Origin of the sequence: Halomonas sp. DP5Y7-2, assembly GCF_019802025.1 — a bacterium.
In the GTDB taxonomy this organism is placed as follows: domain Bacteria; phylum Pseudomonadota; class Gammaproteobacteria; order Pseudomonadales; family Halomonadaceae; genus Halomonas; species Halomonas litopenaei_A.
Window position 1 is genome coordinate 207,848 of the sequence record NZ_JAHVHY010000004.1, and the last position, 24,025, is coordinate 231,872.

Annotated in this window: 20 protein-coding genes; 5 read left to right on the plus strand and 15 right to left on the minus strand. The window is 62.9% G+C overall.

Annotated elements, in window-relative coordinates; translation table 11 throughout:
* Positions 1-3 precede the first annotated feature (3 nt).
* The 7 genes from KUW18_RS07700 to KUW18_RS07730 all read right to left on the minus strand — a co-directional run bounded on the left by KUW18_RS07700 (position 4) and on the right by KUW18_RS07730 (position 8,104).
* On the minus strand, positions 4-1,464 hold the full coding sequence (locus tag KUW18_RS07700; RefSeq protein WP_222561133.1) for an aldehyde dehydrogenase family protein: 1,461 nt from the start codon (positions 1,462-1,464) through the stop codon (positions 4-6).
* A 65-nt stretch (positions 1,465-1,529) separates the two neighbouring features.
* Entirely contained in the window at positions 1,530-2,804 is a 1,275-nt protein-coding gene (locus KUW18_RS07705; RefSeq protein ID WP_206941456.1) for a TRAP transporter large permease, read from the minus strand.
* A complete protein-coding gene (locus KUW18_RS07710; RefSeq protein WP_222162677.1) occupies positions 2,801-3,388 on the minus strand; it encodes a TRAP transporter small permease in 588 nt (195 codons plus the stop codon). Before KUW18_RS07710 ends, KUW18_RS07705 begins: the two co-directional genes overlap by 4 nt.
* Positions 3,389-3,502: 114 nt before the next feature.
* Positions 3,503-4,555, minus strand: coding sequence for a TRAP transporter substrate-binding protein (locus KUW18_RS07715; protein WP_206941454.1), 1,053 nt, complete (start codon positions 4,553-4,555; stop codon positions 3,503-3,505).
* 55 nt (positions 4,556-4,610) lie between these two features.
* A complete protein-coding gene (locus KUW18_RS07720; RefSeq protein WP_222561134.1) occupies positions 4,611-5,972 on the minus strand; it encodes a four-carbon acid sugar kinase family protein in 1,362 nt (453 codons plus the stop codon).
* Entirely contained in the window at positions 5,969-7,234 is a 1,266-nt protein-coding gene (locus tag KUW18_RS07725; RefSeq protein WP_222561135.1) for a ribulose-bisphosphate carboxylase large subunit family protein, read from the minus strand. The genes KUW18_RS07720 and KUW18_RS07725 overlap by 4 nt, the downstream gene beginning before the upstream one ends.
* A gap of 39 nt (positions 7,235-7,273) precedes the next feature.
* Positions 7,274-8,104, minus strand: coding sequence for a phosphogluconate dehydrogenase C-terminal domain-containing protein (locus KUW18_RS07730; protein ID WP_206941448.1), 831 nt, complete (start codon positions 8,102-8,104; stop codon positions 7,274-7,276).
* Positions 8,105-8,266: 162 nt separating this feature from the next.
* On the opposite strand from KUW18_RS07730, the gene nanR reads away from it, so the two are divergent.
* The 3 genes from nanR (at position 8,267) to KUW18_RS07745 (ending at position 11,346) form a co-directional block, all read left to right on the plus strand.
* Complete coding sequence (gene nanR / locus KUW18_RS07735) at positions 8,267-8,974, plus strand: transcriptional regulator NanR (RefSeq protein ID WP_206941446.1); 708 nt, start codon at positions 8,267-8,269, stop codon at positions 8,972-8,974.
* A gap of 32 nt (positions 8,975-9,006) precedes the next feature.
* Positions 9,007-9,828, plus strand: coding sequence for a trimeric intracellular cation channel family protein (locus KUW18_RS07740; protein ID WP_224908485.1), 822 nt, complete (start codon positions 9,007-9,009; stop codon positions 9,826-9,828).
* A 276-nt stretch (positions 9,829-10,104) separates the two neighbouring features.
* Complete coding sequence (locus tag KUW18_RS07745) at positions 10,105-11,346, plus strand: DUF3541 domain-containing protein (protein ID WP_222561136.1); 1,242 nt, start codon at positions 10,105-10,107, stop codon at positions 11,344-11,346.
* Here KUW18_RS07745 and KUW18_RS07750 read toward each other — a convergent pair.
* From KUW18_RS07750 to nhaD, 5 genes are all read right to left on the minus strand, one after another.
* Entirely contained in the window at positions 11,314-12,123 is an 810-nt protein-coding gene (locus tag KUW18_RS07750) for a PEP-CTERM/exosortase system-associated acyltransferase (protein WP_222484289.1), read from the minus strand. The two genes, KUW18_RS07745 and KUW18_RS07750, sit on opposite strands and share 33 nt — an antisense overlap.
* A gap of 103 nt (positions 12,124-12,226) precedes the next feature.
* Entirely contained in the window at positions 12,227-15,094 is a 2,868-nt protein-coding gene (locus KUW18_RS07755; protein WP_222237664.1) for an EAL domain-containing protein, read from the minus strand.
* Entirely contained in the window at positions 15,094-16,404 is a 1,311-nt protein-coding gene (locus KUW18_RS07760) for a hypothetical protein (RefSeq protein ID WP_261396466.1), read from the minus strand. The genes KUW18_RS07755 and KUW18_RS07760 overlap by 1 nt, the downstream gene beginning before the upstream one ends.
* Positions 16,373-16,825: a hypothetical protein gene (locus tag KUW18_RS07765; protein WP_224851969.1), complete on the minus strand. Its 453-nt coding sequence runs from the start codon at positions 16,823-16,825 to the stop codon at positions 16,373-16,375. Before KUW18_RS07765 ends, KUW18_RS07760 begins: the two co-directional genes overlap by 32 nt.
* Before the next feature lie 309 nt (positions 16,826-17,134).
* On the minus strand, positions 17,135-18,610 hold the full coding sequence (gene nhaD / locus KUW18_RS07770; protein ID WP_206941438.1) for a sodium:proton antiporter NhaD: 1,476 nt from the start codon (positions 18,608-18,610) through the stop codon (positions 17,135-17,137).
* 345 nt (positions 18,611-18,955) lie between these two features.
* Between nhaD and KUW18_RS07775 the strand changes: the two genes are divergently transcribed.
* Positions 18,956-19,672, plus strand: coding sequence for a DUF3581 family protein (locus KUW18_RS07775; RefSeq protein WP_206941436.1), 717 nt, complete (start codon positions 18,956-18,958; stop codon positions 19,670-19,672).
* Positions 19,673-19,779: 107 nt separating this feature from the next.
* Here the strand turns inward: KUW18_RS07775 and chrA are convergent, their stop codons facing one another.
* The gene (gene chrA, locus KUW18_RS07780; protein ID WP_206941434.1) at positions 19,780-21,063 is read right to left on the minus strand and encodes a chromate efflux transporter; all 1,284 of its coding nucleotides are present in this window, start codon (positions 21,061-21,063) and stop codon (positions 19,780-19,782) included.
* A 281-nt stretch (positions 21,064-21,344) separates the two neighbouring features.
* Positions 21,345-22,067 carry a hypothetical protein gene (locus KUW18_RS07785; protein WP_206941433.1) on the minus strand — a complete coding sequence of 241 codons (723 nt, stop codon included), beginning with the start codon at positions 22,065-22,067 and terminating at the stop codon, positions 21,345-21,347.
* Positions 22,068-22,816: 749 nt separating this feature from the next.
* On the opposite strand from KUW18_RS07785, the gene KUW18_RS07790 reads away from it, so the two are divergent.
* On the plus strand, positions 22,817-23,170 hold the full coding sequence (locus KUW18_RS07790) for a DUF427 domain-containing protein (RefSeq protein ID WP_206941431.1): 354 nt from the start codon (positions 22,817-22,819) through the stop codon (positions 23,168-23,170).
* Positions 23,171-23,242: 72 nt separating this feature from the next.
* Here the strand turns inward: KUW18_RS07790 and KUW18_RS07795 are convergent, their stop codons facing one another.
* Entirely contained in the window at positions 23,243-23,791 is a 549-nt protein-coding gene (locus KUW18_RS07795; RefSeq protein WP_206941429.1) for a methylated-DNA--[protein]-cysteine S-methyltransferase, read from the minus strand.
* Positions 23,792-24,025: the final 234 nt, after the last annotated feature.

The window sequence follows — 24,025 nt, forward strand, 5'->3', positions numbered from 1 at the left end:
GGCTCATCCGTGGCGAATGGCCACGGTCTTCAGTCGAGTGTAGCTCTTGAGGCCTTCGAAGCCCTTTTCCCTGCCGTGCCCGGACTTGCCGACGCCGCCGAACGGCAGTTCGATGCCCCCTGCAGCGCCGTAGTTGTTGACGAACACCTGGCCGGAGCGAATGGCCTTGGCCAAACGCAGCTGGCGCCCGCCGTCACGGGTCCATACGCCAGCGCACAGGCCGAAGTCGGTAGAATTGGCAAGACGTACCGCCTCGGCTTCATCCGCGAACGGCTGCACTACCAGTACCGGCCCGAACAACTCTTCGCGGCTGACGCCGTGGCCTTCGGGGACCTGTGTCAGCAGGTGAGGCACGACAAAGTGGCCGCCAGCAGGGGCATCGTCGGCAAGGCGGCCACGGGCAGCGATCTGGATACCGTCCTCTGTCGCTGCCTCGATCAAGGTCATCACCTTGTCTCGCTGACGGGCATTGATCAGCGCGCCACAGTCCGGGTCCTGCTCGCCGGCATCGCATACCAGCGCCTCGAAGCGGCGGGCCAGGGCGTCGACCACCTCGTCATGGATGCTGGCTTCGACCAGCAGTCGACTGCCGGCTGAACAGGTCTGACCGGCATTCTGAATGATGCCTCGCACCACGGCGTCCAGGGCGCTCTGGCGATCCGCGTCGGCGAACAGTAGCTGGGGCGACTTGCCACCGAGCTCCAGGGTGACCGGGACGTGGTGGACCGCCGCCGCCTGGGTGACCAGCGTGCCGGTGTCGGGGGAGCCGGTGAAGGACAGGTGATCGATATCGGGATGCTCTGCCAGGGCAGCGCCGGCGACGCGACCGAGGCCCGGGACCACGTTGAGGGCGCCGTCTGGCAGGCCCGTGTCCACGGCCAGCTCGGCGAGTCGCAGCACACTGAGGCAGGCATCCTCGGCGGGTTTCAACACGCAGGTATTGCCCGCCGCCAGGGCTGCCGCCACGCAGCGTCCGAAGATCTGGGCGGGATAGTTCCAGGGGATGATCTGGGCGCAGACGCCGTAGGGTTCCCGCAGCGTCATCACCGCGTAGTCAGGGTCGAAGGGAATCGTCTCGCCGTGAAGCTTGTCCGCCGCGCCTGCATAGAAGCGGAAGTAGCGCGCGCAGGCGGCGATGTCGCCCCGTGCCTGACTGATGGGCTTGCCGGTATCGGCGCATTCAAGTGCCGCGAGATGGTCGGCATCGGCGTCGATGGCCTGGCTGAAGCGGTACAGCCATTCGCTGCGTGCCCGGGCAGACCAGCTTGCCCAGCTACCCAGCTCCCCGGCGAATGCCGCTCGGGCGGCCGCCACCGCGGCATCGACATCGTCGGCAGTGCTGGAGGCGATACGGGCAATCGGGTCGCCGCTGGCGGGACGGAAGACCTCGAGTGTCTCGCTGGTGGCATGCCATTGACCGCCAATCAGAGCGCCGGACGGTGGCTGGACGGGAAGTGTGTTCATGAAGGTCTCCGCAGGGATGAGAGGACCCGCGCCGGGCGACGCGGGCTAACGCGAGGTACAGGGTGTCAGTACAGCAGGTCCACCAGGCCCAACGAGATCCAGGGCAGGTAGGTGATGGCCATCAGGCAGGCCAGCACGACCAGAACAAAGCGCGCGAGCCACGGAATCAGCTGGTCGATGGACAGCTTGGCGACGGCGCAGGCGGCGAACAGATTGACGCCTAGCGGCGGGGTGAACATGCCGAGCGCCAGGTTGACCACCACGATCAGCCCGAAGTGCACCGGGTCGATGCCGTACTGCACGGCGATAGGCGTGAAGATAGGAGCCAGCACCAGAATGGCTGCCGAGGTTTCGACAAACATGCCGATCACCAGCAGCATCACGTTGACCGCCAGCAGGAAGCTTACCGGGCTCTCGAACACCTGGGTGACCCAGGCGGCGACCTCCCCAGGCAGTCCCGAGCGGCTGATCAGGAAGCTGAACAGAGCGGCGGCAGAGATGATCAGCATCACGGTGGCGGTAGAGATGACGCTCTGGCGCAGAATCGGCAACAGTTCGCGCAGGGGAAGTTCACGGTAGACCAGCCCGCCGACGATCAGTGCATAGAACACCGCCACTGCAGAGGCCTCGGTGGGGGTGAAGACCCCACCGTAGATACCGCCGATCACCACCACCGGCATCAGCAAGGCCGCCCAGGCGCGCCGCAGCGAGGAACCAAAGGAGGCACGATCTTCGCGGTCACGCAGGCCATAGCCTCTGAGCTTGCAGAAGACGTAGAGAAACAGCAGCAGCGCCGATCCGATCAGCAACCCCGGCCCGATCCCCGCGATAAACAGCCGCCCAATCGAGGTGTCGGTGCTGACGCCGTAGAGAATCAGCGGAATGGACGGAGGGATCAGTACCCCCAGTTCCGCCGAGGACGCCTGAATGGAGGCGGCCAGGGGGCGCGGATAGTCATGGGCGACCATCGCCGGGATCAGGATCGAACCAATGGCAAAGGTGGTGGCCACGCTTGAGCCCGATACCGCAGCAAACAGCATGCAGGTCAACACGCAGGTCATGGCCAGGCCGCCTTGCAGGCCCCCCACGATGGACTTGGCAAGGTCGACCAGGCGCTGGGAAATGCCACCGGCGGCCATCAGGTTGCCAGCCAGGATAAAGAAGGGAATCGCCATCAGCGGGAAGTTGTCGATGCCGACAAACATCTGCTGGGGCACCATCAGCAGCGGGAAGCGGGTAAAGAATTCGATGCCGATGACCGACGCCAGCAGAATCGAGACGGCAATCGGTACGCCAAGGGCAAACAGGATGATCAGCGACAGGCCAATGGCAGCATTCATGGTGTCTTCCTCCCCTCGTCGGCAGCGCTGGCGGTCGAGGTGGTGGATGCAGAGGGAGGCGTCGCCGGCGGTGCCAGGGGGGCTTCGGCGTCGGCCACGCCGATCGTCTCGCGCCCGGTCAACTGGGCGACCAGGCGAGTGATCACCGACAGCAGCGAGAAGGCCGCGCCGATCGGGATGGCGGCATAGATCCAGGCGATCGAAATGCCAACCCCAGAGAGCATCTGGTTCTGTACCCGCAGGGTCATTTGATAGCCATAGATCACCAGGATCGCCAGCACGATCATGCAGCACAGGGCAATCACGCTTTCCAGCACCTTCAGCGCAGGGGCCGGCACCAGCTTGTAGATCACCTCGACGGCCATCATGTAGCCGCCGCGGAAGGTGGCAGCAGCACCCATAAAGACGCACCAGATCATGGTGGAGCGGGCCATCACCTCGGACCAGGTAGACGGCGCATCGAAAACAAAGCGCGTCAGCACCTGGTAGAAGCCAAGACTGACCGAGGCCACCAGCATCAGCACCGCTGCGTACAGGGCGATCTGGGAAACGGCGCGCTCGAAGCGGAAGAACAGATCCAGCATGAGACGTTCCTCATCTCGAGTGACAGGGAGTCGGCCACGGGGAGCGCCTGGCCAGCCCGCGACAGGCGCTAGCTGGCCAGGCGCGTCCGAGTCACCCCGGACGACCCCGCGAGATCAGTTGCCGCAGTCGCTGGCGCGAATGCGGTCGAGCATCTCGGAGCCGTACTCATCGGTATAGACCGAGTAAGACGGCTCGACGGCTGCCTGGAACTGTGCCTTGTCGATGTCCTCGACCACGGTCATGCCCTTGGCCTTGAGCTCTTCCACGCCCTCGGTCTCGAGTCGGGAGACCATGGCGCGGGTCGCTTCGGCACCGGCGTGGGCGGCTTCCATGAACCAGCCCTTCTGTTCGTCGGTGAGGCCGTCCCACAGGATTGGCGAGGCCAGCATGATGGCCGGCGAATAGACATGGCCGGTCAGCGACAGACGGTCCTGCACTTCCCACAGGTTGCCGGTGAGAATCACCGAAATGGGGTTTTCCTGGCCGTCGACGGTGCCCTGTTGCAGTGCGGTAAACAGCTCCGGGAAGGCCATCGGCGTGGGGTGGACGCCCATCTCGTTAAACGCGGCCATGTGCATCTCGTTTTCCATGGTGCGAATCTTCAGCCCCTGGGCGTCTTCCGGAGTGTTGATATCACGCTGACTGTTGGTCATGTGGCGGAAGCCGTTTTCGGTCCAGGCGAGTCCCACGAGGTCATGTTCGCCGATCTTGTCCAACAGGTCCTGGCCCACCTCGCCATCCAGCACGCAGCGGGCATGGGCATAGTCCTTGAACAGGAACGGCAGGTCGAGCACATAGGTCTCCGGCACAAAGTTGCCGAGGGGGCCGGTGGAGGTGACGACGGCATCGATGGTGCCGATCTGCAGCCCCTCGATCATGGCGCGTTCGCCGCCAAGCGCTCCGGAGGATTGCTCATTGACGGTGAACTCTCCCCCGGACAGCTCCTCCAGGGTAGCCTTGAAGGCATCGATGCCCTCGGAATAGTGCGAGCTGTCCGATGTGGTGTGACCCACGGTGATGGTCTGGGCGGCCAGTGCCGGTAGCGAGAACAGAGCGGTGGCCACCGCCAGCAGACATGGCCTGAGCGCCGTGGTGCCGAGAAGTGCCGGGCGAGAGCGCTGTTGAGCAGGATGAAGCGAGAGAGCGTGGCGTTGGGACATCGTCATTGTTGTTTCCTCTTTGCGGGATGACGCTTGGTGGCCGTGCGCTGGCACGACCGGACTAATGCTCGTGGTCGGCGATGTGGCTGCCCCGCCGCAGGCGTTCGAAGTAGTCGTCGCCCCCGATCTGGCCGCCTTTGAAGGCCACCTCCAGGGCGTGGTAGCGAGGATCGTCGCTGTGAGCCTGGCATAGCGGCGAGCCAGGGGTGTCCGGCAGTGGCAGCCGAACGGTCAGCGCGTGGATGTCCAGCGCGGCGATGGCGTGGCTCGATGTATCGCCACCCGCCACACAGACGCGGCTCAGTCCCTGGTCATCGACCAGTCGCCTGAGCATCTCGCCCAATGACTTGCCGAGGCGGTGGCGGCTGGATTCCGCCGTCAGGCTGTCGTCGTGGCTGTCGGGGCCCATGGCGGTATGCACAATGATGCTGCGCCCCTTGTTCAATGCCTCAAGGGCCTCGCTCACCGCGCTGGCCATGACCTGCTGGCAGGAGACTGGATCGGCCAGGCGCTTGGCATCCACTTCAATGGTGTGAAAGTTGGCGTGCCGTCGGGCCCAGTCAATCTGCCGAGCCGTGGTACTCGAGACACTGCCAGAGACCACCGCAATCCGATCCACCGAGGGGAGCGGTGCAAATGCTGCTGGCCCCGCTAGCGTGCCCTGGCGCTGCCATTCGCGCAGCAGGGCGTATTCCACCCCTGAAGAGCCCACCACGAGGCCGCCACCAGAGGTCCCTGTAACACCAGGGCGCGTCCGCCACAGCTGGTAGCCCACCGCCTGCTGGTGGTGTGGCTCGAGCACGTCGAAGAGCACCGCGGATGACGCCGCCATCGCTTCATCCACATGGTCGTCGATATCTGGGTGAGTCAGGCTTGGCGCGGCGATCAGTCCAATCGACAGCGCCGTCTGCTCCCCCAGGTGGCGGCGCAGGTCGGCTTCTCGCATGGGGGTCACCGGATGACGCGCCATGACGGGGTGCCGGTCAATCCGATAGACCTGGTCCTGGTAGGCGGCAAAGAGTTCGCCGAAGACGGTGTAGCGGCGCATCTGTGGCACGCCGACCACCAGCGGAATCGGGGTGTCGCCGAAGACGCTGCGGCCCACTTCCATGGCGCAGCCGATGCTGCCCACCTCGGGACTGCTGTCGAAGGTCGAGCAGGTCTTGTAGTGGGTCAGCTCGGCGCCTTGCTGGGCCAGCCAGTGGAAGGCCTGCTTGAGCTCGCGGCGCATCCACTCATTGGATTCGCTGCGGCTGGTGCCGGCGAGCCCCAGGGCTTGGCAGTGGGCGAAGCGCGCTCGCTGCTCGTCACTGGGGCGGCGGGTGAACAGCACGCTGGGCACGCCGTGGCTGGCGAGGGCTTCCAGTGCATCGGTGGAGCCGGTCAGATCGTCACCGTAGTAGCTCAGCAGCAGCTCGCTCATGGGCAGAAGGTCTCCAAGGCCTGGGCCAGTTCGCGGTGCTCGCGCGCGTGCTCGGCAAGGGAAACCCCCTGGGCGGCTGCATCATAGGCCTGACGCAGGCTCCTGACGCCGGCGGCAATACCGCCGGGATGTGCCATGATGCCGCCCCCAGCGGTGACGATCATGTCGCTGGAGCCGCCCATGGCACGCCAGGTATCGATCGCCTGGCAGGCCGTCTGGTTGGAGGAGAACACCGGCATCACCGTATGGGCAGGGCCAGCAGCGGGAAACAGTGGGGTCAGGCAGGCCCTGGCACTGGCGGCAACGCTTGCGTCAGACTCCGAGAACTTGTTGGCCAGGCCATTGACATGAAGGTGGTCGGCCCCCGCCAGGCGCCAGAACGTTTGCCAGGCGGCGAAGTCCATCCCCAGCAGTGGGTCGCGACTGAACATGCCCCAGCCGGCACGATGGCCATGAATCGGCAGCTGACAGTGACGGCGCAGGTGGCTGACGCCGGCCAGGCCCACCGCGTTGAGCGCCACCATGACACAGCTGCCGCCAGCGGCCAGCACGTGGTCGTGGTGGCGACGCATGTCGTCGATCTCGCCGGTGATATTGAACGCCACCATGACCTTGCGACCGGTCTTCTGCTGATGGGCATGGACCAGCGGCATGATGGCATCGACGCGAGCCTCCAATGGGTTGTGGGGACCATTGCCCTGAAGCTCGTCGTCCTTGATGAAGTCGATCCCGCCATCCAGCAGCTGCTGGACGACGCCGGCAGTGGCCTGTGGGTCCAGCCCCACGCTGGGCTTGATGATGGTGCCGATTAGCGGGCCCTGGCCAATGCCGGTCAGCTGTCGAGTGCCGGCGATGCCGAATTGAGGGCCAGGATACGCTCCGGCAAAGGCATCCGGCAGCTGGACGCTCTCGAGCCTGAGACCCGAGAATTCCTTCAACTCATACAGGTTGCCGGCCAGGGTGGCCATCAGCGTGGTCAGCGAAGGCCCCAGATTCTCCAGCGGCCAGGACAGCGTCACTCGAGCCCGTTGATAGCGCGTGCCGTCGGGTTGGGGGCGTGTCGGCATGGGCAAGGACGGCGTCGTGACGCTGTCGAGCAGCTCGATGGATTCCACCCTGGCGGCATGGCGCTCGCGCAACTCGTCGGTCTCCGCGGCCAGCCGGGTAAAGGTGCCGCAGGATTGCTCCCCGGCCATGACGTCGCAGGCATGGGCCACGTCGAACGGAGTCTCGATCAGATAGCGGGCTTCGATACGGCTCATGCCAGGGGCTCCTTGATCAGCGGGACGCGGGAGTGGGCGTCAGGTGATGCGCTGAATGCTGTCGGCGATGGCGTCAGGCTCGAAGACACGCTTCCAGTCGTCCCGCATCAGCATCGGCTTGCCGTTCTCGATGGCCTTGTTGCAGGCATCGGAGAAGGCACCTGGCTGCTCGTCGAAGATCACCGCGCCCAGGATATTGAGGTGGCCGAGCAAGAAGTCTCGCGCGCACTCGTGGCTTACGCCTCGGGCGACCACTTCATCCATGGCTTCCCGCATCACCGATAGCAGTGTGGCACAGACGGTCTCGGACAGACCGGGCTCAAGCAGGGCCATCTGTTCAACGCTGACCCGATGGCTGCGTCCGACTGGAGCGTAGATGGTGCGGGCCACGGACTCGCCGAGGGCAAAATGCTGTTCGTCACCCTGCATCAAGGCACTGACGATGTGCTGGGTGGCATGGCTGCCGCCAAAGTAGTCGCGCTTGGCCTCCAGCGTGGTCTCGTCGTTGAAGATCGGCGGATGGCAGGGATGGGTCACGAAGTAGACCAGGTCGTCACGATCCGGCAGGTGACCGGCAAACGGTGCAGCGGCGTCCAGGCAGATCACCATGGTGCCAGGAGCAATGGACGGCGAAAGGTCGGCGGCAATCTTCTGAATCAATGTATCGGGCACGGCCAGGATGACCACATCTGCCCCCTTCACCGCCTGCTCGCCGCTGTCGACGCACTCGATCCCCAATTCATCGCGAAGGCGCTGGCGCCCCTGCTCGCTGACTTCCACATGACGCACTTCAAAGTCCGAGGACGAGAGGTTGCGGGAGAGGCGGGCGCCCATCTTGCCGCCGGCGCCGATCAAGGCAATGCTGGTCATGGTCAGGTAACCTGTTCGAATGAGGAAGGAGGCAAGTCGTTGTGCAACTGGTATGATGACAATATAAGTGACCGATAGTGTCAAACACGACCTTGGTCGAGTGTCACGCTCGCGCCCCGTCATGGAGGCGATCACGAGCCCAGACAGTGCAGGAAATGAGCCATGAGCGACTCGTTGAAGATTTCTCGCCGCAAGTTGTCCGACGAGGTGTTTGACCGGCTGTATCAACAGCTGCTGGAGGGGGCGTATGCGCCAGGCGACAGCCTGCCCTCCGAGCGCGAGCTGATGGAGTCCTTTGGGGTAGGGCGACCGGCTATTCGGGAGGCCGTGCAGGCTCTGGAACGTCTCGGCCTGGTAGCGATTCATCATGGGCAGCGGCCCAAGGTACTGACGCCCAGCGCCGACGGCATGCTGGCGCAGATCGAACTGACCGCCATGCACCTGCTGGCGACTGAGCCGGCAACGCTGGATCACCTGAAAGAGGCCAGGAAGTTCTTTGAGGTCGGCATGGTGGCGAGGGCCGCGCGCAAGCTGGCGCCGAAGGACCTGGCGCGACTCGAAGCACTGGTTGCCCAGCAGAGGCGTGCGCTCAACCGAGACATCAAGGCCTTCATCGCGGCGGATATGGACTTTCACGTCGCCATCGCCGAGTCTACCGGGAACCCCATCTTCGTCGCCGTCAGTCGCGCCATGTTTGAATGGTTGGCCCGGTTTCACACCTCGCTGATTCACTGGAAGGGCAGCGAGCACGTGACGCTGGAAGAGCACGAGCGCATCCTGGCGGCACTCAAGAAGGCCGATGAAGGGGCCGCCATTCGCGAGATGCAGGCGCATCTGGAGCGGGCGCGCTCGGTGTACGCTCCGAGTTGATGGTTAGGCAATCGTGTCAGGGGATCTAAGGAGTGGATACACAGCTGGTCTATGCGCTTGATCTGGCGGGCACCGTCGTGTTCGCGCTTTCGGGTATCTTGCTGGCATGCCGTTCGCGCATGGACCCCATCGGCATGCTGGTGCTGGCCGCCGTCACCGCCGTGGGCGGAGGCACGCTGCGCGATCTGGTGCTCGGCGTGGCTCCGGTTTTCTGGGTGCGTGATCCTGTCTATCTCTGGGTCATTCTGGCCACCGTCATGGGCGCCCTGGTGGGCTTTCACTACATCCACCGCCTCCACCGGGTGGTCCTGCCGGTAGCAGACGCCTTCGGCCTCGCGCTGTTTGTCATCATCGGCGCCAACAAGGCGTTGCTGCTGGACACCTCGGGGCTGGTCGCTGTTCTGATGGGGCTGTTTACCGGTGTGGCGGGCGGCATGGTCAGAGACGTGCTGGCGCGTCGCGTGCCCATGGTGCTGTGTCGCGAGGTGTACGCCACCGCCGCCATTGCCGGTGGGGTCGTATATGTGGTGTTGACTCGACTCGAGCTGCCAATGCTGGGGATCGTGCTGTCCCTGGCCACCACCCTAGGCTTGAGGCTTGCCGCCATCCGCTGGCAACTGGCGCTGCCCTTGGTGGCGTGGGTCGTGATCGAGCCGTCTGCGTCAGCCTCCCCCCCAGATGACACGTCCTCAGCGGCTGAAGCTTCGTTAGCGCACGAGCAACGGCGCGATGCCTCTACGGCTGCCCCTCAAGCGCCTTTGAGTCCTGCACCGGCACGCCCCAAGATGCGCGTTCGCCTGGTGTCCCGTCGCAAGGCGGCACGGCTGTGGCCTGATGAGGACGACGGCCACTAGGGCTTGTCTGAAAAGTGCCTGCGCTCGGTAATACGGCGTTAAAAATCAGCTGGTACGCCAGCCCGGTCAAAATGCTCATTTACCCCCTGTAAACTGCGCTTTCTCACCGATTTTTGCCTTGTCTAACCTTCGCTCGTCGACTTTTCGTACAAACCCTAGGCAAGTGTCGTTGACGGCGTGATCAACTATCTTGCCAGAAACGCACCGCCTGTCTGAAAAGCGCCGTATGGCGTGCACAGGGGGTGTGCCGACGTTACCGGGGCAAGGGGGCGCGCAATGGGACAGTGGCAGAGGTGTCGGCGACTGCAGCGCAGGCTGCTGTATGTGGTGCTGGTAGGGTTATCCTGGGCGGCCCCTGCGTCGGCATATGACGTTGGCGATGTATCCACACGCGTAGCTGAGGATTCACCTGCTAGCCACGCACCTGCCGACGCCTTGGCCCCTGTCCATGAGGCAGGTGTACTGGAGGCCCGCTCGCGCCAGGCGGCGATCGAGATTCGTGCCAGCTACGACGGGGCCTTGGAATCCCTGCCCAATGACAAGCAGCGTCACTATGCACAGCGACTGTGGCGACTGACCGGCGATCCCGCCTATCTTTGCTGGAATCGTCAGTACGCCCAGCGCCTGCTGCAACAGCTGGCGCGTGACGCCGCCACGGTGGAGGATCCTGCGGCGCTGCGCGCACGTAATCGCCAGCTGCTCGAGGGCTATCCCGAGACTCGGGCCAAGCAGCGGCGGCGCAAGGCGATGCTGGCGGACTATCCACAGATGATGTTGCCAATGGGAATCCTGTTTCGGCTGACCCAGGCTCAGTATCACGGTCTACTGGAGCGTCTGCCTCCCGGCCAGTACGCGTCACTCACGCGGGCGCTTGACGAGGTCGACTGGCACGCCTTCCTGACCGACCCCGAGGTTATCTCTGTCTATGCGGCCCAGGTCGCCAATCAGGCGACGTTTCTCGCTGAGCTGGGTATCGTCGATCTACGTGACGACGTGGCGTCGGCCTTTCGCTCGCTGTACCCGGCGGAGCGGATCGCCGAGCTGTCTTCCGCCGACTATCACAATTGGCTCTACGGCCTGACGCATTTTGTCATCGCCGCCAGTCGCTACTATCAGCGCACTGCCCAACATCGGTCGGTCGACTGGGCGGTGGAAGCCCTGGTGTCCCAGTCCTCTGCACTCGCCCAGGTCAAGACGGATATCGTGGCCGAGGTCGCGCTCTCGCTGCAGCTCGGGGGACGTGCGGATCACCCACTGGTGGATACGCTGCATGCCATCCTGCTGGAGCGTCGTGATCCCTCCACGGGAATCCTGCCAGGCACCGACGGCAGCCTCGATCTGGCCAGTGGAGAGCATCGCAATGTGCTGGCCATCATGACCCTGGGCTGGACCGGTAGTCTTTACCCGGGACCTTTCCTGACACTGGAAGAAGGAGATGCCGCAGTGGCCTGTGGGGCAGGTGAGCTAGGCTTATGCGAGACAGGCTCACGAGAGGCAGTCGAAGGATCGGTACCATAAGCCTCCGGGGCCGTGGGATGGCTCCGCAGCGGCGGGCAGCTGGCGGCTCAGTGAGTCACGCAGGCGGTAGTAGAGAGGGTCGAGCAGGGGGTTGCGTTCGCGCTCGGCGAGATCATTGTCGATATAGTAGGCGCGCCTGACGCCGCAGTATTGAATGGTGTCGCTGGCGGATTGGAAGCGAAACCCGGATAAGGTCAAAAGCCTTGCCAGCGGCGGTTCCATCAAGGCATACAGATGGCGACGAGAGGTCAGTCCCGCCAGCGCGTGGGCACTGAGAAACAGGCCGGTGACGATCAGCGGAAAGGCGCGACGCTCCTCGGGCGGGAACTGGGCAAGCTGGATGTCTTCGTCTGCTGCCTGGGCTCGGAAGAGCCGTGATATGGCCAGGCGCGAGATTTCTGCGACGTCGCGGCCTTGATGTTGCTGGGGGTGAAGCTCTCGGCTGCTGAACACGTGTCGAGTGGCATCGATGACGGGAAGGTGGTCAGGGCGATCCGACGGCGGAAATACCAGTCTCACGCACCCGGCAGCGAGTCCGCTGGCCCGGTGCTCGACCAGGCAGTGCAAGGCCTGGTCGTCGAAGTCATCGTGCTCCTGATTGGCGTCATGGCTGCCAGGCAACGCGTAGTTCAGCTCGCGTAGAAACACATCGTGGCGCAGAGAATAGACCCGCTCACGGTCCTCGGCGGTACGTACAAGAATGACGCGAAATTGATCGGCAAATTGCTCTAGCAAGCGTTGCCGCTGCGTCGAACTGTGCGCCTCATCTGCTGGCATGGACGGTGACCTCCCTGTTGTCGGTTCCTGCCTGTCGCGGGGAGGTGGCATACCCGCTCAAGATGCGCTCCTCCCCTTGTTATTAAGGTCCCTTTAATATGCACTATTTCCCGTGGTGCGTATTGTTCACTGGATTGAAGTCGAAGACCTCTTCGAACGGCACCGGGCGGCCCAGGTGATAGCCCTGGCCGTAGGCAATGTTGTAAGACGACAGCAGAGGGATCAGGGCCTCCTGATCCACAAACTCGGCGACGGCCTGCTTGCCGAAGCCGGTGGCAATGTCGGAAACCGCCTTGACGATCACACGACTATCGGGGCTGGTGGCCAGGCTACGGATGAAGGAGCCATCGATCTTGATGTAGTCGACGGGCAGCTGACCCAGGTAGTGGAAGCTCGAGAAGCCCACCCCGAAGTCATCCAGCGCCGTACGGCAGCCCAGGTCGCGAACGCTCTGCAGTACGCCTCGTGCCGTCGAAAAGTCGGTCACGGCAGCGGTTTCGGTGACTTCCAGCACCAGGTGGTGGGGATCCGCCTGGCTGGTCTCAAGCAAGTCCGCCAGGAATTGCTTGAGACCCTCGTCATGCAGTGACTGGCCAGACAGGTTCACCGCCAGGCTGATGCCGTCAAGGCGCGCCAGGGCGTGCACGCAGTGGTGCAGCACCCAGCGATCGATGGCCACGATCTGACCGGAGTGCTCTGCCACCGGGATAAAGCGAGCGGGAGAGATCAGGCTGCCATCGTCATCACGCAACCGCAGCAGCACCTCGTAGTGACGGATGGAGCGGTCTTCAAGCTTGACGATGGGTTGCACCATCAACACAAAGTCGCCGTCGACCAGCGCACGGCGGATACGGTCTACCCAGTAGACGCGCTCATTCAACTCGTCACGAGCGTTCTCCAGCGTGGCCAGCAGGTGCCAGCGTTGGAGGTTGCTGGCCTTGGCCTTGTACATGGCTACGTCGGCGCTGGCCATCAGGTCTGCAGGTGTGGCCCCTTCACTGGGGAAGGGGACGATGCCTATGCTGGCAGTGATCCTGTGGCGGCGGCCTTCGGCAACAAAGCCGAGGCTTTCGAACAGCTGGTTCAGGTGCTGGGCAATGCGTATGGCATGATCCTCGTCCACGCCATTCAGCAGCAACGCAAACTCATCTCCCCCGAGACGTGCGATCACCCCGCGGTGGGCATACTCCTGCTGCAGCAACCGGGCCACGGTGTGCAGCATGCGGTCGCCTGCGTGATGACCGCTGAGTTCATTGACCTCCTTGAACTGGTCCAGATCCAGCAGCATCACTGCACCGTGTTCGCCACGGCTCAGTGCACGCCGCAGGGATTCGAGGAAGAAGCGTCGATTGTAGAGCTCAGTGAGCGGATCGCGCTCGGCGAGCCAGGTCAGGCGAGACTCGGCCGCCTTGCGTTCAGTGATATCAAGGCCGACCGAAATCCGTGCCAGAGACGTGCTGTCGCGGCCCAGTAGGGGGCTGTGGTACCAGATGATGGTGCGTAGCTCACCATCGGGCAGGGTCAGGGTCCGCTCCTCCTGCAGTCGGGACGAGCCTGGCGTGGTGGCCTCCAGCGCAGCATCGAAGATGTCGTCGAAACGGCGTCCCAGCAGTTCGCGAGACGGACAGCTCAGCTGCTGTTCGAGGTAGGCGTTGATCATGTCGATACGTCCTTCCTCGTCCTGGGTCAGGATATAGACCTGGGCGGTATCGATCAGGCTGCTGATGAAGTCTCGCTCCCGGGCCAGCTCCTCGATCCGGCGAGCCAGCTCTTCGCCACGCTGGCTGACCTGCTGTTGCAGACGCTCGAGATGGTCAGCGAGGGTCAGTGTGCTGGCTTCCAGCACATCGATCTCGTCCGGTAGGCGGCGTGGCGCCAGCGGCAGTGCATCACGCGCCTGGGAGAAGCCGCCTCGAGCCAGTAATGGCAGCACCGAGGCCACGCGGCGCAGGCGGGCCATGGGCCGCAGCAGAATCGCCAGCAGCAGCAGTTCAGCCGATAGCCAGCCAAACAGGCTCGCGATCATCTGGGTGCGGGTGTCCAGCTGGATGGCATGAATCTGCGTGGTGATGTCGGACATCAGCACAAAGTAGGCGGGCGCACGTGTTCCGGAGGATGAGGTCAGCGGCACAGCCGACAGCTCGAGATGGCGACCGTCCTGCTGTATGCGCAGTGGCGTTCGCGCCAGGTCCTCGAGCGAGCCCTTGCGACTTGCCTGCCTGAGCAGCGCCAGGCTGTGGGGCGCATTGGTCACGGCCTGTACGCGCCCTTGCCAGTCAGGCAGCTGTCGCTCGGCCTGGGTGCCTGGCCCTTGGTCGTCGCTGGCCACAAGGCTGATCAGCGCCACCTCGCTGGTCGAGATATCGCGGGTCTGGCGGGTCACGTCGGCCAGGGAACGCGATAGCAGCAAAGCTCCGGAACTGCCGCCATCGGCCAGAATGGGGACCACGGCATACTGGCGGCACTGGGGGGCACACTCAAGAGGGGATAAGGGGCGCTCCTCACGCATGACGGTGGTCATCCAGCGCGTGTAGCGAGAGGGCGCCTGCTGGTCCGGTTCGCCTCCCAGCGCCATGACCTGGCCAGCCTGGTCGTCGTACACCAGCATGCGTTCAACGCCGGCTTCCAGCTGCAGTGAGGGCCACAGCGATGCCAGATCCGGTGACAGCTCGGCAGCCGACGAGGGCAGAGTGGGGCGGCGTAGTGCGGGACCCAGGTCAGGAGACGCGGCAATGAGTCCCGCCAGCTGCTGCAAGCCGTTCTCCGAGCGGCGGATGGCAAATTCGAGCTCTCGTTGCTGGCGCTCGATCTGTTCCTGGCGAGAGGCCGTGAACTGCCGCGTGAGGTTGGTGTAGGAGAGGTACGTGAAGAGCACCGCCAGGGCGACCAGCAATAGGCTGGTCAGCGTCACCACACGCCAGGTCAAGCCCAGGCGCAAGCGCTGGGATCGGCTATCGGAAGCACGTGACATCAGAACCTCAACGACAGCTGAAAGAGCCACATGTCCCAGCTGCGCTCTGTATCACGCGGGTCCGGATTGTCCTGCACCGGCAGCCAGGCAGTGCCGTCCACGTGGTGGTACTCCCCCGCCAGCATGACGCGGCTATGGGGCTGCCACTGCAACCCGAAGGTCCAGTCGTTGGCGTACTGGGAATAGCTCGGCCCACGGCCCTCGCGTTCGTAGTCGTTGCCGTTACGGTCATCGCGGTCGTTGACCAGGCTGTCGTAGCGAATCAGCCAGCGCCAGTCGTCGAGAAAACGGCGACGGTACTGCACGTACCAGCTTTCGCCCTGGTTCTTGTTGTCCTCGAACGCATTGAACCCGGCCAGCTCGACATCGCGCAGGGCATACTCCGCCGTCAGACTCCATTGCTCGGCATTGTATTGCGCGGAAAATATCCAGGGTTGGAAGTCCAGCTTGCCGTCTCCGGGAAAGGCTCCGGGAGAGTCATAGTCGGCCTTGACGGACGCGGCACTCAAGGCGAACACCATGCGTCCACCATCATGTTCATAGCGGACCTGCCCCACCAGCGAGGTATCGGCATCGAAGGAGCCCGGCAGGACATCCAGGCCGAGGACCTCTTCGACATCATCGTCGACCTGAGCCTGGCCGACCCCGAGCTGGGTATGAATCACGCCATCATTGATGCGCTCTTCGTGATAGAGCTTCAGGCCGTCGGCGGAAAGTCCCAGCGAACGCGTGCGATCGAAGTAGATCGACTGGGGAAGCAGGATACTGGGGCGAGTGAAGGCAACGTCACGGGTCTGGTTGTAGAAGCCGAAAGGGTTCTTGAAGCGCCCAAGTTGCACGCCGAAAGTGCGCTCTGTGTTGGACAGCAGCTGCCAGTCGGCGATTCCGTAGTCGAGCTCGATGGAGCCATTGTCGATCCCTCCGGCGCGACGACTCAATGCCTGTGCTGCGAGCAGCAGGTTCTCCGTGGGCCGAATCGATGCGTTGATGCCCAGCTCTGTATAGTCCCAGCTGCCGCCGCTGTCGCTGCTGTCACCAAACATGTTGTTGTCGTCGGTGATGACCAGCGCCTGGCTGAGGAAACCATGAACCTGAACCGTATCCAACGGGCTGGCATGTGCCTTGGCCTGGCAGGCCAGCACCAGCGTCGCCAACAGGCCTAGCCGGGCCGGCGATACGCGGAGTAGGCCATGGCGTTGAGGCTCTCGCCCCGTGGCATGATAGTGGCCGCCGTGGATGCCAGGCGAAAATGGCTCGCGGCAAGCTGATAGCGCTTCGCTAATCCCTGCTGATGGCTTGGACGCGCTCATCCAGGTACTCCCTTTCGATGTAGCCGATGGCACCTGGGGTGGACGCCACCGTGTCAATCATGTCCCGCTGGCTGCGCACGCGGTGGGGTGCCTGGCCAGTGCCGGAAAATACAATGCGGTCCCATGCCAACTGCAGTTGGTGGGGATAGACGGAGAGCCATTGTTTGACGAAGGCCCCGTGAACCGGGTCGTCGTTGGCCAGTACGTAAACTTCCGCCGCATGGCCGTCGGGCCAGGTGCGAAGACGCATGGCAAAGATCGCCCTGAGCGTGTCTCGGTCCAGCTCCTGCAGGGCGACGCCAGGGTGTGCGATGACGGCGACGTCAGTCGGGGGCTTTCCCCACGCGGTCGTGCCGACGAGCCCTCCTGTCAGCAGAGCCGTACATACGCAGAACAGGAGGCGAAGAGCAGCCTTGCGCATCAATGCAGCCTCTCGATCGCCCCGCTAGCGGGCAGATGTCGCCTGGAGAGTGGCATCCACGGTGTCATAAAGGTCTGAGTTCCCTGCTTGGCTTCCTTGCGTCATGGCGCCTGCGCGGTATAGGCGACGGCAGCGCCATGCAAGAGCGGATAGCCTTATGTCTTTACGCATGTCATGCGTCTGTATTGTGCTTTAACAAGCTTATCCTAAGGAGAGCCAATGTGCGGCAAAAGAGAGGTAGCAAAGAGTTTATGCCACCAACGCAAGCGCTCCCAGCACCTGCGTTGGTCCTCGCTTCGGATAGCGGGTTCAGCCTGAAACGGCGAAGCTAGCCTGGTTGAGCCACAGGTGCACGGCAACGCTGGCGGCGTAGCCCAGGGCAATCACCGGCGCCCAGCGCAGGTGGCCCATGAAGGTGTAGTAGCCGCGAGCCTGGCCCATCAATGCGACCCCTGCAGCAGATCCGATCGACAGCAAGCTGCCTCCGACGCCTGCGGTCAGCGTGATCAGCAGCCAGTGGCCGTGGGACATGTCCGGCTCCATCGTCAGCACCGCAAACATCACGGGAATGTTGTCGACCACCGCCGAGATGATGCCCAGCGCGATATTGGCCCAGGTCGCATCCCACTGCTGGTACATCACGTCGGAGAGCAGACCGAGATAGCCCATGAAGCCCAGGCCACCGACGCACATGACGACGCCGTAGAAGAACAGCAGCGTATCCCACTCGGCCCTCGCCACGCGGTTGAAGACGTCAAAGGGCACCACACTGCCGAGCTGTTCGAGCTTCTTCCAGTCACCTTTCTGGGTATAGGCAGTGCGCTTGCGGTCCAACGACTTCGGCAGACTCTTGCGCAGGTAGAAGCCGAAGAACTGGAGGTAGCCGAGCCCGGTCATCATGCCCAGCACCGGCGGCAGGTGCAGTAGGGTATGGCAGGCCACGGCAGTCGCTACCGTCAGCAGGAACAGCACAATGATCCGTCTGGCGCCACGCTTGAGTTCGACCGTCTCTTCCAGGCTGTCCGGGGTACGGTTGTGGATAAAAAAGCTCATGACCACCGCCGGCACCAGGAAATTGACCAGCGAGGGAAGCAGCAGGTCGAAGAACTCCTGAAACTCGATCAGTCCGGCCTGCCAGACCATCAGCGTGGTGATGTCGCCGAACGGGCTGAAGGCCCCTCCCGCGTTGGCCGCCACCACGATATTGATGCAGCACAGATTGATGAACTTCTTGTCGCCTTCCGCCACCTTCGTCACCACTGCACACATCAGCAGCGCGGTGGTCAGGTTGTCGGCGATGGGGGAAATCACGAACGCCAGGCCGCCGGTCAGCCAGAACAGAGTGCGATAGCTGAACCCCTTCTGCACCATCCACGAGCGCAGCCCGTCGAATACCCTGCGTTCATCCATGGCGTTGATGTAGGTCATCGCCACCAGCAGGAACAGCATCAGCTCGGAAAATTCCAGCAGGGTGACGTGGAAGGCATGCTCTGCCGCGTCAGGCATACCGGACTGAACGTAGGTCCAGCCAATCAGCGCCCAGATCAAGCCCGCAGCGACCAATACTGGCTTGGACTTGCGCATGTGCAGCTTTTCTTCGGCCATGACCAGTGCATAGGCCAGTACGAAGATGGCGACCGCAATGAAGCCAGTGGTGGAGCTGGTGAGATCAAGCTCTCCGGTAACAGCGAGGCTGTTGCCTGCCAGTGTGAGGCCCGCCAGGAGCATGGCGATCAGCAGCGGCCAGCGACGTGGTCGTCGTAAGCCAATATCAGTCGTGTACATGACGATGGCATCCTGAAAATGAATGAAAGATGGAGAAATCGCCATCGAGCCTATCACAGCGTTTTGCACCGCAATATGCTGCCAAAGGCGCGCTGTGCTGCACCTTTGGTAGGGGGCGTTGGTGCCGTGACCTGGAGGTAGCCGATGCAGCCATAAGGGGTCACATGTCGGCAAAGAAGTGTCATGAAGTGGCGGGCAGGACAAGAAACGCGACGCTGGCGCAACTGACGTGGATCGGTTGAAGCATTCGCGGACCTGCTCATTTGATGGGGATCTATGGCATCATGCGGGCCAGAAGGGCTGAGCCGGCCTTTCCCACTCCAGTTTTAGCCAGGCGTCCGTCCCATGTTTCTTGATGAGTATCATTCCTGTATCGACGATTGCATCTTGGTGTCCGCCGAACAGGCCAGCCGTTTTGCCAAGTGTATCGCCGGTGACTTCAATCCGATCCACACGCCGGGCGCCCGTCGGTTCTGTGTCCCCGGAGATCTGCTGTTCGCCCTGGTATTGAAGCGATTTGGTCTGTCGCAGCACATGAATTTCCGGTTCCTGGCCATGGTGGGCGCCGACCGCCCGCTCAGTTTCATCGAGCATGGTGATCGCGTCATCCGGGTGCAGGACGGTGATGGCAAGTGTTACCTCGAGGTAGAGCGGCGTGGTGAGGTGACCTTCGACGAGCAGGTGGTCGAAGCCTTCACGCGCTGCTATGTCGCCTTTTCGGGCAAGAATTTCCCTCACTACCTGAAGCCGCTGATGGAAGACTGCGGCGTCATGTTCAATCCCAAGCGTCCGCTGGTGATCTACGACAGCATGGGCTTCTCGCTGGATCGACTGGATGCCCAGATGCCTGCATTGCGGCTGCTTGACTCGCGGCTGGAAGTGATTGGCAAGCGTGGCGATGTGCATCTCGATTTTGCCATTGAGGCGGCGGGTGAGGTGATTGGGCGTGGTGGCAAGAAGCTGGTGGTGAGCGGGCTCTGCCCCTACGACGCTGGCGCCATGGAGGAGATCGTCGAGGACTTCTATCGCCTCAAGCAGGAGCACGCGGGCGTGACCTGCTGAGGGCGGTTGCCCTCAGCGATGGGAGAGGATGCGCTGGGACGGGGGGATGTTCCGAGTGACACCAGGGTCGGAGCCAAAGCCAGAGCCAGAGCCAGCGTGCTGCTGGACTACCCCTGCAGCAGCATGCTCCATGATCCCCGAACCAGACCAAGGGCCAGAAACAGAAGCACCAGCGCCCACACAGGGATGCGCTTCAGCACAATAAAACCTGCCGCCACGGTGGCGATGTCGACCAGCGAATCGATCGCACTTCGACAGATAGGATCGATGAAGGCCGCACCGAGCAGTCCGACGACGGCGGCATTGGCTCCCTTCATCGCCGCTCTCAAACGAGCGTGCTGGCCCAAGCGCTGCCACAGTGGCAGCAGGCCCACCACCAGCAGGGCGCCAGGAAGGAAGATGGCGACCAGCGCAAGAGCACCGGCCCATAGGCTCATGCCTCCCGCCACGGTGCCCAGATAGGCCGCAAAGGTGAACAGAGGCCCCGGGACTGCCTGGGCAGCGCCGTACCCCGCCACGAAGTCCGCTTCAGACACCAGCCCCTTGCCCACCATTTCGGCGTCGAGTAGCGGCAACACGACGTGGCCGCCGCCAAAGACCAAAGCCCCCGCCCGGTAGAAGCTGTCGGCAAGGTCGGCCCATAGCGCGTCGGTGCCTGCCGCCAGGATAGGCAAGGCCACCAGCATCACGGCGGCAAGCAAAAGTGCCAGCGCACTGACCCAGCCAGCGAGGGGCGCCGCCAGGGAAGTGGTAGAGCCCGGCGGAGCGTCGGCGCTTAGCCACCAGATGCCACACAGGCCCCCGAACAGGATGACGGCCACCTGTGCACTGATGCCACCCATGGCGAGCATGACCGCCAGGGCAGCCAGCGCAATGCCTGCACGGGGCAGGTCGGGACACAGTTGACGCGCCATGCCGTGGATCGCGTGAGCGACAATGACGACGGCCACCAGCTTGAGCGAATGAATCAGCGCCTCGCCGATGGCGCCGTCCATGCTGCCAGCACCCAGTGCAAATGCCATCATCGCCAGTGCAGAAGGCAGGGTGAAGGCGAGCCAGGCCAGCAGCGCCCCCGTCAGTCCTCCGCGCATCAGCCCGATGGCCAGCCCCACCTGGCTACTGGCAGGGCCCGGCAAGAACTGACACAGCGCGACCAGCTCCGCGTAAGCGGTATCCGAAAGCCATCCACGCTGTTTGACAAAGACCTGCCGAAAGTAGCCCAGGTGAGCGACAGGCCCGCCAAAGGATGTCAGCCCCAGGCCAAGAAACGTCAGGAAAATTTCCCGATACCCTGGAGCAGGATGATCTTGCCACGGGTGGTCCGGACAGGTGTGATCCGGACCGCGACCGTGTGAAGAGCGGCGGCGTGAAGAGGGGCGATCGTGGTGCATGGGTTCACCGAAGGAAAAAGGTCGGTTCAGCGTATCGTCTTCCCATGACCATGCGATGAAGGCCCATGTGGTAAACACACGCAGAGTCTCGTTGGTCGCGATGGATCTCCATGGCACCACCGCAGGACCCGCCGCGAAATGAGGTGCATGTGAAGGCATGTAGCACTTCGCATGCACCCCGTGGGCAAAGGGCCGAACGCGGTGAGTCCTGAACGCGAAGGGCGGCAGGCGTCATCCGCGCGTCTGAACTCTCTTAGCACAAGTTGCTTGGCACAAGTCTCTTAACGCAAGTAGAGCTGGCCCTGTTCGTACAGGCTGCGGCAGTCGCTGGCGTCGTGGAAGCGGTCGGCGTCGATGTTGCCGGCGGCAGCGCCTGGGCCCAGGAAGCGCGGATCATCGCACTCACCGTCATTGCTCCACTGGCTACCATCATCCCCCCACTCGATATCGCCACCAATGTAATCGTTGGAGGCACTGGCAGAGGCACTGGCTGCAGCGGTGTTCGAACTCACAGACTCGGAAATTTGCAGTTCCGCCGGCACCAGTCGGCCGCCCGACTCATAGGTGCCGATCCACACGTTGTAGTTACCGCTTGCCGGATTGGGCAACACAATGGCGGGATTGGTGCCACTGGCGTCATCGTTGCAGTGCCAGATACCGGCAGGATCATAGACCACCAGCGTCGTATCGCTGGAGGCGCTGGCGGCGATCTTCAGCGGATAGCTGCCGGCGGTGTAATTGATGTCCACGTCCGGAGCAGCGGGATTGACGAAGCCCGCACAGTCGGCACTGACAACGCTTGCACGTGTATCGCCGCCAGCCATGACGCTGACCGTCTGGGGATCGGGCTGGAAGCCGGCAGACAGCGTCAGGGTGGTGTAGACGGGGGTCGCGGTCCAGTCGAGGGATTGAGCGACAGCGGGTTTGCTGGTGGACATGCTGGCGCAGGCGGCGGTCAGCAGAGGCAGGGCCAGGGCAAGCGATGTGCGGGCGAACGGGGGCATGGAAGTTTCCTTGGGCGGCGCACCGGTGGGTCTGACCGGCTGAAATGCGCCAGATGTTATCGTCATGAATGCGCCTGAGCGCGTCAGGTAGTGCCAGATTCGTGGCCCGAAAATGGCGCCACGAGGGCCTAGGATAGAAAACCCTGACATTGGATTCCACTAAATGAGTCTTCGTTGATTTTTGGTCAATAGGGAAACGTCGGGGGAACCACGACCGAGGCAGCATAACGCGGACCGAGTTGAATTCTCACAGCATGATAATCTGCCGAAAAGAGCGGGATAGTGTGAAGCGATAGGGTGATGCAATTGTGTGATGCGATGGTGTGATGAAAAGGGCGGCTGACACTAGCGGCCCCCTCTCATTCTGGGGTGAGGGAAGCTCAAGAAAAAGACGTCAACAGGGCCGCTCGCAGTAGGATAGCTGCGTGAGAACGTAAGTTTTTTCCTTGAGAAAGCACCCAATAGCAGCGAGATAGTCCCTACAGAGCCCGCGACCATGGCAGTCATCGTGGACACGGTCTCATGACGGGCAGAACTAGGCTCTAATCACCGTTAGCACTAAGCTCTAATGATCCTCAGTACTAGGCTCTAGTGATAGTCAGAACGAAAGGCGTGGCACCGCCGAGATAACACACGTATACGGGTATCGGCACGGTCGATGAAGGGCACCCGGTGAGTTACCAGTGGAAGACGGCGAGGCGTCACTTGGCCAGCGGGATTGCGGGTTAATCAATCACAGGAGAATGCCGATGGATGCACCACGACAGCGTATTGCGATCTATCCCCTGACTACTCGCGTGCGAGTGGATATTGATGGCGAGGTGGTCGCCGACACCCTGCACGCGCTCGAGTTGAACGAACCTGGCTATCCAACGAGGCTTTATCTTCCTCGGGCTGATGTGGACATGACACGATTGACGCCCAGCGAGACGCGCACGCACTGTCCCTTCAAGGGGGATGCCAGCTACTTCCATGTCGATGTCGATGGGCAACGCTATGAGGATGCTGTGTGGAGCTACGAGCACCCGCTGGATGACGTCCAGGCTATTCGTGCGCACCTGGTCTTCGATCCGCGAATCGCGTCTGCCAATGTCGAGTCCTGAGACCTTTCTCCGTCCGGCAAGGTGATATCTGTCCGCTGAGCGGCGGGCTGGCGGAGTCTATGCTAGCTGCCCTCAGCACAGCGTCAGCGGCACTTCCTGCGCTTCGAAGGCGAGCAGCCACTGCTTGCGCCCCATCCCACCAGCATAGCCGGTCAGGCTGCCGTCGCTGCCAATGACCCGATGGCAGGGAATCACGATCGAAATCGGATTGCGCCCGTTGGCCGCCCCCACCGCTCGCTGGGCACCCTTGCGTCCCAGGCCTTCGGCAAGTTGTCCGTAGCTTCGCGTTTCGCCGAAGGGAATGGCGGCCAGTGCCTGCCACACCTGGCGCTGAAACTCGGTGCCCTGCGGCTCGAGCGGTAGATCAAACTGCTGACGCTGTCCGGCAAAGAACTCTGTCAGCTGTTCACGGCAGACCTCCGTCAAGGGCGTGGCGCGGGGCGTGCTCGTCGCTGCCGCGGCGTTCTCCATAAAGTCAATTCTGGCGATGCCCCGGGCGCTTGCCGCGATGACGACAGCGCCCAGAGCGCTGCTGGCGGGAGGATGATAGACGTCGATGCCAGCAAAGCCGGCGTAACGGGTTTGCGGGTCAGCCTGGATGGGCGTTGCGCGCCTTGGCATGATCGAGTCTCCACAGTGGCCGTAAAAGATGACGGTGTCAGGGGCGGGTGTCATCCCCATTGAGGTAATGCCCAGGCCGCCCGGTATGACCGTTACTGGCCCGCCATACCTCGGGATCGCGCTTTCTACGAAGACCGCCTGCCCCTCGACGTCCGCCGTCTCCTCATCATTACCACGTTACGCCAGCCATGGGCGAGCGCGGTGCGTTGTGCCTCTGTCCTCTGCGGGCAGGTG

Coding starts and splice junctions, on each gene's coding strand:
- nhaD (WP_206941438.1), bottom strand. CDS start 18,610: ATGTACACGACTGATATTGGCTTACGACGACCACGTCGCTGGCCGCTG.
- KUW18_RS07775 (WP_206941436.1), top strand. CDS start 18,956: ATGTTTCTTGATGAGTATCATTCCTGTATCGACGATTGCATCTTGGTG.
- KUW18_RS07725 (WP_222561135.1), bottom strand. CDS start 7,234: ATGAGCCGTATCGAAGCCCGCTATCTGATCGAGACTCCGTTCGACGTG.
- nanR (WP_206941446.1), top strand. CDS start 8,267: ATGAGCGACTCGTTGAAGATTTCTCGCCGCAAGTTGTCCGACGAGGTG.
- KUW18_RS07730 (WP_206941448.1), bottom strand. CDS start 8,104: ATGACCAGCATTGCCTTGATCGGCGCCGGCGGCAAGATGGGCGCCCGC.
- KUW18_RS07715 (WP_206941454.1), bottom strand. CDS start 4,555: ATGACGATGTCCCAACGCCACGCTCTCTCGCTTCATCCTGCTCAACAG.
- KUW18_RS07745 (WP_222561136.1), top strand. CDS start 10,105: ATGGGACAGTGGCAGAGGTGTCGGCGACTGCAGCGCAGGCTGCTGTAT.
- KUW18_RS07790 (WP_206941431.1), top strand. CDS start 22,817: ATGGATGCACCACGACAGCGTATTGCGATCTATCCCCTGACTACTCGC.
- KUW18_RS07765 (WP_224851969.1), bottom strand. CDS start 16,825: ATGCGCAAGGCTGCTCTTCGCCTCCTGTTCTGCGTATGTACGGCTCTG.
- KUW18_RS07795 (WP_206941429.1), bottom strand. CDS start 23,791: ATGCCAAGGCGCGCAACGCCCATCCAGGCTGACCCGCAAACCCGTTAC.
- KUW18_RS07785 (WP_206941433.1), bottom strand. CDS start 22,067: ATGCCCCCGTTCGCCCGCACATCGCTTGCCCTGGCCCTGCCTCTGCTG.
- KUW18_RS07755 (WP_222237664.1), bottom strand. CDS start 15,094: ATGTCACGTGCTTCCGATAGCCGATCCCAGCGCTTGCGCCTGGGCTTG.
- chrA (WP_206941434.1), bottom strand. CDS start 21,063: ATGCACCACGATCGCCCCTCTTCACGCCGCCGCTCTTCACACGGTCGC.
- KUW18_RS07710 (WP_222162677.1), bottom strand. CDS start 3,388: ATGCTGGATCTGTTCTTCCGCTTCGAGCGCGCCGTTTCCCAGATCGCC.
- KUW18_RS07705 (WP_206941456.1), bottom strand. CDS start 2,804: ATGAATGCTGCCATTGGCCTGTCGCTGATCATCCTGTTTGCCCTTGGC.
- KUW18_RS07720 (WP_222561134.1), bottom strand. CDS start 5,972: ATGAGCGAGCTGCTGCTGAGCTACTACGGTGACGATCTGACCGGCTCC.
- KUW18_RS07700 (WP_222561133.1), bottom strand. CDS start 1,464: ATGAACACACTTCCCGTCCAGCCACCGTCCGGCGCTCTGATTGGCGGT.
- KUW18_RS07750 (WP_222484289.1), bottom strand. CDS start 12,123: ATGCCAGCAGATGAGGCGCACAGTTCGACGCAGCGGCAACGCTTGCTA.
- KUW18_RS07760 (WP_261396466.1), bottom strand. CDS start 16,404: ATGAGCGCGTCCAAGCCATCAGCAGGGATTAGCGAAGCGCTATCAGCT.